The organism is uncultured Gimesia sp., assembly GCF_937910335.1.
Classification (GTDB): domain Bacteria; phylum Planctomycetota; class Planctomycetia; order Planctomycetales; family Planctomycetaceae; genus Gimesia.
Map to the genome: position 1 here is coordinate 1 of NZ_CALEMX010000512.1, position 6395 is coordinate 6395.

Annotated in this window: 5 protein-coding genes; 2 read left to right on the forward strand and 3 right to left on the reverse strand. The window is 50.5% G+C overall.

Annotation, left to right across the window (positions count from 1 at the left end; translation table 11 throughout):
* Positions 1-53 precede the first annotated feature (53 nt).
* Both Q0668_RS21080 and Q0668_RS21085 read right to left on the reverse strand, forming a co-directional pair.
* Positions 54-1460, reverse strand: a complete 1407-nt coding sequence (locus Q0668_RS21080) for a DUF1501 domain-containing protein (RefSeq protein ID WP_298868257.1) — start codon at positions 1458-1460, stop codon at positions 54-56.
* Between the two features lie 11 nt (positions 1461-1471).
* A complete protein-coding gene (locus Q0668_RS21085; RefSeq protein ID WP_298868259.1) occupies positions 1472-4546 on the reverse strand; it encodes a PSD1 and planctomycete cytochrome C domain-containing protein in 3075 nt (1024 codons plus the stop codon).
* Between the two features lie 234 nt (positions 4547-4780).
* Between Q0668_RS21085 and Q0668_RS21090 the strand changes: the two genes are divergently transcribed.
* Together Q0668_RS21090 and Q0668_RS21095 are read left to right on the forward strand one after the other, a co-directional pair.
* Positions 4781-5197 carry a hypothetical protein gene (locus tag Q0668_RS21090; RefSeq protein WP_298868261.1) on the forward strand — a complete coding sequence of 139 codons (417 nt, stop codon included), beginning with the start codon at positions 4781-4783 and terminating at the stop codon, positions 5195-5197.
* 110 nt (positions 5198-5307) lie between these two features.
* Positions 5308-5943, forward strand: coding sequence for an SMI1/KNR4 family protein (locus Q0668_RS21095; protein ID WP_298868263.1), 636 nt, complete (start codon positions 5308-5310; stop codon positions 5941-5943).
* Between the two features lie 153 nt (positions 5944-6096).
* Here the strand turns inward: Q0668_RS21095 and Q0668_RS21100 are convergent.
* On the reverse strand, positions 6097-6395 hold a 299-nt coding region (locus Q0668_RS21100; protein WP_298868265.1), incomplete at its 5' end, for a hypothetical protein.

A 6395-nucleotide genomic window follows, 5' to 3' on the forward strand; every position in this document is an offset into this window, starting at 1 on the left:
ACAAACGTGTGAAGTTGGGATACTACTGTCAGGAAAAGTAGTGGCTACTACATCTAAGCGATCAATTCCTTAATCACATGCGCCTCTTCCACACCCGTAAGCCGGAAATCGAGGCCCTGGAATTTATAGCTGAATCGCCTGTGATCGATGCCGAACAGGTGCAGCAACGTCGCATGGAAGTCACGCACATGCACCGGGTTTTCAGCGGCCGCATAACCGAAATCGTCCGTAGTGCCGTAACTCTTTCCTCCCTGAATCGCGCCCCCACCCAGCATCATCGAAAAGCCTTTAATATGATGATCGCGACCGCTCCCCTGTGCCATCGGCGTTCTTCCAAATTCACCGCCGAAAACAAGCAGCGTATCATCATAAAGTCCGCGTTGCTTGAGATCCTTAATCAAAGCCGCCGTTGCCTGATCGACTTCTTTGGCGGTAATTTCAATTGACCCCTTGATATTACCATGATGGTCCCACGCACGATGATATAACTGCACGAAACGCACACCCTGTTCCAGCAGTCGCCGGGCCAGCAGACAATTCGACGCGTACGTCCCATCACCGCCTTTGGTACCATAGGCTTCCATCGTCTCTTTGGACTCCTTGGTGAAATCCATCAATCCCGGCACACTCGTTTGCATACGAAACGCCATTTCATACTGGCCGATGCGTGTCGCAATTTCCGGATCGTGTACCAGATCATCGAAGCCACGGTTGAGTTGATTGACCGTATCAACCAGCCGACGCTGTTGCGGCATCGAGACACCATCGGGTCGAGTCAGATACAGAACCGGTGAGCCAGTAGCTTGAAACTGCACACCCTGATAACGCGATGGCAGAAATCCGCTGTGCCATTGTCGCGCTGCAATCGGCTGAGACTGCCCCCCTTTACCAACACTGGTCAGTACGACATAGCCGGGCAGATCATCACATTCCTGACCAAGCCCATACAGTAACCACGATCCCATACTCGGGCGGCCCGATTGTGAAGAACCGGTATTAAACAAAGTATGGGCCGGGTCGTGATTGATCTGATCGGTGTGCATCGAACGAATAATGCAGACGTCATCTGCCACCGAACCGATGTGGGGAAATTGAGAACAAATCCGCTGCCCGCTTTCGCCATAGCTTTCAAAGTCAAATTGCGGCCCGAAGCATTTGAGTTCCCGGCCCTGTAGCTGCGCGATCTGCTGACCCTTGGTCAGCGACTCAGGCATCGGCTTGCCATGCATCTTACGCAACGTCGGCTTCTCATCAAACGTTTCCAGATGCGACGGCCCGCCCGCCATACAGAGATGAATTACGCGTTTCACCCGTGGCTTAAAGTGCGGCTTTGAGATCACACCCTCACCAAGACCGTCGGCACTTGCATCGCGAGACAACAGCGACAGGAGCGCCGCCGGACCAATGCCCAGCGCCGATTGACGTAGAAAACTGCGTCGAGTGGAATTGTTGTCAAACATATCAAGGCGCCTTAATATCGTGTGATGGTTTCATGCAAATTCAAAACTGCGCGGGTCACGCTGGTCCATGCCGCCAGTTCTGCAGCATCGAGAGCCGCTACCGGTTTGGCAAGTCCGATCGACAGAATGCGTTTTGCGTCTGCCCCTTGTTTGCGGTAGATTTTCAAATCCTCTTCATACAGAGACTTCAACAATGTCAATTCATCTTTACGGGGAGCACGCATTAATGTGTGTTGCGTGAGCCAGTTCAGACGCCCTTCAAACTCGGACTTCTGACTTTCCTGAAGTACGCGCGCCGCCAGCACGCGTGCCGACTCAACAAATGTCGGATCGTTCAACAAAACCAACGACTGCAACGGTGTATTCGAACGCGAACGTTGTGCCGTACACTCTTCACGAGCCGGGGCATCAAAGGCCAGCAGACTGGGGTGCAGGAACGTGCGCTGCCAATGCGTGTATAATCCACGTCGATACTGTTGTGTCCCTTGATCCTGTTTATAGGTCCGTTTCGGAAAATTCAATTGAGCCCAGTATCCCGCGGGCTGATAAGGCCTGACACTCACGCCCCCAATTTCGCGATTCAACAAACCGCTTAAAAACAGCGCGTTATCACGAATCATTTCCGCCTCCAGCCGCCAGCGCGACTGCCGTGCATACAGCCGATTATAAGGATCGCGTTCGCTGAGCGCGGCAGGCAGCGCCGAGGTTTGCTGATAAGTCTGCGACGAGACTATCAGACGCACGATATGCTTCACATCCCAGCCGCTTTCCACAAATTCACCAGCCAGCCAGTCGAGCAATTCCAGATGCGTGGGCATTTCACCCTGAGAACCAAGATCATCCACCGAACGGGCCAGCCCCTGACCAAACATGAGCATCCATAATCGATTCACAAACGTGCGCGCCACCAGGGGGTTTTTCTGTGATGTCATCCAGCGGGCCAGATCCAGTCGCGTCAGACGTTGATCTTTTGGCACTTCGATTTGCGACAGAAAATGAGGCACCCCCGGCGTTACAATTTCTCCGGATTCATTCATCCAGTCGCCCCGTGGAAGCACACGCATCGCGCGAGGCTTGGTTGCCGTCGTCGCCAATGTTTTTACAATGACTTTCTGCAATTGATCTTTCTCTTGTCGCAGCTTGGCAAGCTGCCCGCGTTCTTTGCTCAGTAACGCGGTCGAATTCCGAAACGCGGCATCGATCTGCTTCACCTGCTCTGCAGAACGCTTCGCTGCGGGAACCTTGACGAGCTCCTGAAGCGAATCGGCAACAGGAATTCCCGGCTTACTGATATCAACGTCAGTCGAATACGATATTCGAAAACGTCCAATGTTATGGCTGTCAACAAAGTTCTGAACGAGACGGATTTCACAGGATGCCTTGCCCGCCGGTTTCTTCGCGGTCTTTTCATTGTCCTCTTTATCCAGTTCGGCAACCCGTCCTGTCAGTAGCAGTTGCTGACGTTTTCCGGTTTGTGGAAGAATGGCCCAGCCGTTCTTGTGTCCGTTGATGACATATTCCGGGGAATGGCCCTGCTGAGAATGCGAGGCACTCGCTTTCTCCCACTTGACCTTCGATTCATTCACCGTCATCTCCACCGCGTTCAAAACCAGATTCCCATTACTGGCACGACCCGGACCCTGAGCGGGCAATGATTTGTCAGGCAAAATCTCGATCCGCAGCGCAAACGGTTCGTTGCCCGGCAGTTTACTGTCACTCAAGTCAAGCACATATACATCACGCCCGGGATTCTTTCCGCTCGCCAGCACAGAACCATCTTTCAGCACCTTCAGTTTCGCTCCCCCTTCAGAGCGAAACTGCTTCGGCTTCCAGACCGTCCATCGACCGGAACTCGTTTTGATTTCCTGTTCCCACTTAGTACGAGCCGCCTGCAGTTCAGGAGTAGTATGAGCAAAATCTTTTTCAGCCTGACTCAGCGCAACAATCAGCTCATCCAACCGCTTTGCCTGCACTTCGGTCGGCACCGGAAGCTGCGCAACGTGATTCGCACCGCTCACGATTCCCTGTTCTTTGATATCCGCAAAAAAAGCAGCGAAGCGATAAAAGTCTTTCGTCGTAAATGGATCAAATTTGTGATCGTGACACTCAGCGCATCCGAACGTAGAGCCCAGCCAGACAGACCCCGCAGTCCGCACCCGATCAGCCGCATACTTCGCCAGGTACTCCCGAGGCTGAACACCCCCTTCTGCCGATGTGCGATTCAAGCGGTTATAGGTGGATGCCACTTTTTGCCAGAGCGTCGCTTCGGGCAGCAAATCGCCGGCCAGTTGCTCGGTCGTAAATGCATCGAACCGTTTATTACTGTTGAACGCGTTAATCACATAATCACGATAAGGTGAAACACTTTGGACCTGATCGCCATGATATCCGAGCGTATCCGCATACCGCACCAGATCCAGCCAGTACAGCGCCATGCGTTCGCCGTAATGGGGAGAACTCAAAAACTGGTCGACCAGCTTCGTATAAGCTGCCTGACTCGGATTCGCAGAAAACGCGGTGACCACCGCCGGTGCAGGAGGCAGCCCCGTCAGATCAAAAGACAGACGCCGAACCAGCGTCCGCGGATCCGCGGTCGAACTCGCCCCGACACCTTCCTGTTTCAGTTTACGTTGAATAAAAGCGTCAATCGGATTCACCGATTTCCCCGCAGCATTCGTGGGGACAGCGGGACGAACCAGCGGCGTCAGTGACCAGTGCTGCTGATACTTTGCGCCCTGATTGATCCATGTTCGCAGCAGCTCAATCTCGGCCTTCTTAAGAGGCTTTCCATGATCTCCCGGCGGCATCAGTTCATCTTCATCGGTTGTAGTAATCCGCCGTATCAGTTCACTCTTTTTGGCGTTTCCTTCCACAATCGCACGATGTCCATCCAGATCAGCAAGCGCCGACTTGCGGTCATCCAGTCGCAGGTCGGCTTCGCGTGTCTTTTCATCGGGACCATGACAGGCAAAACACTTGTCCGAAAGAATCGGCCGTATATCGCGATTGAACTCAACAGGAGATTCGCCATAGGATTCGGAAACAATCAGGCAGAGGCAAACTGCAATCACCAGACGGAGTCTCATTTCTCTCGTTCTCCTACACACGATGAATCATCAAAGCAGACACGCTGCCGAACACTCGACTCTTACCAGTGTAGACTGTCCTCAGACGCTCTTCAAGTAGATCTCCTGACCGCATCTGTGGAGATTTGGATAATCTGTGTACTGCACGATTTAAGACGAACCGTGTCAAATGGAAAGATGTTGCGGTATTATGAGGTAGAGTGTTTTTCTTGAATGAATAAAGGAGTGCGATCGATGCCAGAAAAAATTTTCAGTGTCAGTGATGCCTGGGTATTTACCTGCCTGTATTATCATCAGGAGAATCATTCCCGGTTCGATTTGAGATTGTTAATTGGAGCGGCGGATATGTTGAATCATGCAATTCTGCTTGAAGAGGAAATCTTGTCTGCCTTTGAAAAGTTGCAAACGACGGGCATTTTGAAAGTCCGGTATCTCAAAATTCAGTATTCCGAATTGGGAATGGAAATTATTGAGAAAGCCAAACGAACTCGTGGTGGATTGTTTATGCGAGTTGAGATTACAGAGAAAAAACTAAATTCCACTCGAAACAAGTTCCAAGGCGGTACCATTAATAAAACGGTAATGAACCACATCAAGAACGGTTATCGAACCGCAGTTGACTCGTATTGCACAGCTCACATGCCAAAATAATGAATGAAAATTAAAAAATAAAATTGAGAAATGAACCAGATATGGTTTGTTATTTAATTATATATCGAGAATGGACTATTTAGTGCGTCACTACAGGGTTAAGGGATATCATGCGCAGATTCATCGAAAGCCAGATTGAAATGTTTGCGGAGCGAATCAATGCAATCGGTGGTCAATGGGAGATTCCTGTCATTGAGGAACCCGCTTCTGAAGTAGAGCTGGCAGATATCGAACGCCAGCTTCAACAACCGATCCCCGCAAATCTTCGAGAGTTCGCCGCCACTGTTTCCCGACAAATCTATTTTGATTGGAGCCTCCCGGAATCTTTCGATCTGCCAGAATCTCTTGATGAAATATTCAGCGGTGGTATCGACTACGACATAAAGAGACTACCTGATCATGAGCAAACTCGTGCAGAGTGGCAGAAAGAGTGCTTTCCGAATCCAGAAGATTCCTATGACGTTGTCTGGCACAATAAAATTGGCTTCCATCAGGTTCCGAACGGAGATTGCCTCGCCTTGGACTCGGAGGGGCAGATCATATATTTAAGCCACGATGACGGCGAAGGACACGGATACACGATGGCGTCTTCATTTCCCGATTTGTTAAAGCGATGGTTGTCCCTGGGATGCCCGGGCCCTGAGGATTGGCAATGGCTCCCGTTTGTGTCAGACTCCATTTCCGGTATCGACCCCGAGTGCGAAGCTGCCCAGGCGTGGATTACCGCAATCACCAATAAACCCTGACAAGCTCACTGAGAGCATCTCTTAAACCGGTTAATTTTCATGTCGATTCGGAAAGAGTTTGATTTATGAGACAGCACCGCACATTTGCGGGGACTGGAGAGAGTGTTAACTGGATACTGGTAGCGATGGATATAGTTTGGTTTAATCGGCGACTTATAAAGCGTCTTGATTCCGAACTTTCAATACAAATTTGATAAACGACAATCTTTTTTTGCATGACGGACAGTACTTGTCTTTTCCAACACGGGGTTCTCGGACTACTTTAATAAATTCCATATTCCCGTACTTTAGTTCCTGGTTAGACGACAAACCGAAGTATTGCGGATCGTATAAACCGAGCTCCATAGCGCATAAATCACACAATGAGATTTCAATCTGACTGAATATTCGATAAATAGTATACATGATCGAATCGTGTTGGTAGCTTTCCTCCACGTCTTGCTTCAACAAAG

Coding starts and splice junctions, on each gene's coding strand:
- Q0668_RS21085 (WP_298868259.1), bottom strand. CDS start 4,546: ATGAGACTCCGTCTGGTGATTGCAGTTTGCCTCTGCCTGATTGTTTCC.
- Q0668_RS21090 (WP_298868261.1), top strand. CDS start 4,781: ATGCCAGAAAAAATTTTCAGTGTCAGTGATGCCTGGGTATTTACCTGC.
- Q0668_RS21095 (WP_298868263.1), top strand. CDS start 5,308: ATGCGCAGATTCATCGAAAGCCAGATTGAAATGTTTGCGGAGCGAATC.
- Q0668_RS21080 (WP_298868257.1), bottom strand. CDS start 1,460: ATGTTTGACAACAATTCCACTCGACGCAGTTTTCTACGTCAATCGGCG.